Here is a 1,069-nt window from a genome sequence, read left to right as displayed (position 1 = left end):
CTGAACAGCTCAAAGCCCAACTTCACAATCAGCAGTTACTGCTAGACAATCTAACTGCTCAGGTTGATGCCAGTGTGATCAGGGCTCCTGAGCAACTAATCCCTAATCGTAAAACCACTAATCAAACGGCAAATACCCTGATGTCAGGCATACTTTGGGGACTTGGCGGTATGGCCGTAACCATTGGTGGTGGTGCCGTTGTGATTGGGGGGTTAGCCTTGCTCTCACGACCACAGCGTCCTCCTCGTACAACTTACGTCGTCCAACACCCCTACTCTAGTGTTCCTCCTTCCCTACCAGCGAGACGGCGCTCTGAGTTTATGTCTCATCAATATGATGATAGACTTTATGACCGGATCGACTACGAATAGATTCTCCACGTCTAGTCATCGTAATATAGGTCATCCTCAGAGTCTCGGAATTTCCAGGATTGCCCCAAAAGCTGCCACACTAGAGGTGCGATCGCTCCCCCAAGAAGACCAATACCAACGCTAACAGCCAAGACAACACCGATTGGCAGATCAATTGACTCGAAGACTAAAAACTTCACGGATACTTCCGTGATATTTTGGATCGAGAAAATAGCGATCGCACTAATCCAAATCGCAACTATCAGAGATGTCAGAAGTAAGCCAAGAATTCTGATATGGGAATAGTTCATTATGGTTACTAGTTTCTGGTGACTAGTGTGACTCTATGTCTTCTTTTTTCTAGCACAGTAGCCCATAGAATCCCTTTTTCCGTCAACAGGTTGATCTGGCTTGCCAACCCTGTGCCACAATTGCTGGTAAGAATAGCCCGAGGTGAGAGGGATGCCCCCACTACTCGACCAAACCACCGATCAACGCATTGTCCATGATGGCACCTGGGAACAGTTTAAGTTCATCCAGAAGGGATTTGATGGTTCTCCTGGAGTACGGCTGTTCTACTATGATGGGATAATCGAGATTCTGATGCCAGGACGGGAACACGAAATTTTTGCCAGTATCATCGGTTACTTAATCACAACCTTTCTGACGGAAAAGGGTATTTTCTTTCAGCCAACTCGTTCCATGACTCAGGAAAAAGA

Annotated in this window: 2 protein-coding genes and 1 pseudogene; 2 read left to right on the top strand and 1 reads right to left on the bottom strand. The window is 46.7% G+C overall.

Features of this window, described 5'->3' with window-relative positions; genetic code table 11:
• The coding region (locus F6K49_RS52355) for a hypothetical protein (protein WP_293110976.1) at window positions 1–371 on the top strand (371 nt) is incomplete at its 5' end.
• An 11-nt stretch (window positions 372–382) separates the two neighbouring features.
• Here F6K49_RS52355 and F6K49_RS52350 read toward each other — a convergent pair.
• Complete coding sequence (locus F6K49_RS52350) at window positions 383–661, bottom strand: LapA family protein (RefSeq protein ID WP_293025635.1); 279 nt, start codon at window positions 659–661, stop codon at window positions 383–385.
• Window positions 662–812: 151 nt separating this feature from the next.
• Here F6K49_RS52350 and F6K49_RS52345 point away from each other — a divergent pair.
• Window positions 813–1,069 (top strand): annotated as a pseudogene (locus F6K49_RS52345) (Uma2 family endonuclease); the annotation flags it as partial.

The sequence above is a fragment of the Moorena sp. SIO3I6 genome (assembly GCF_010672095.1).
Note: the sequence above shows the minus strand (reverse complement) of the source record. Positions and strands in the feature narration are given on the sequence as shown.

Excerpts from the sequence above, each read along its gene's own strand:
- F6K49_RS52350 (WP_293025635.1), bottom strand. The coding sequence starts at position 661 with ATGAACTATTCCCATATCAGAATTCTTGGCTTACTTCTGACATCTCTG.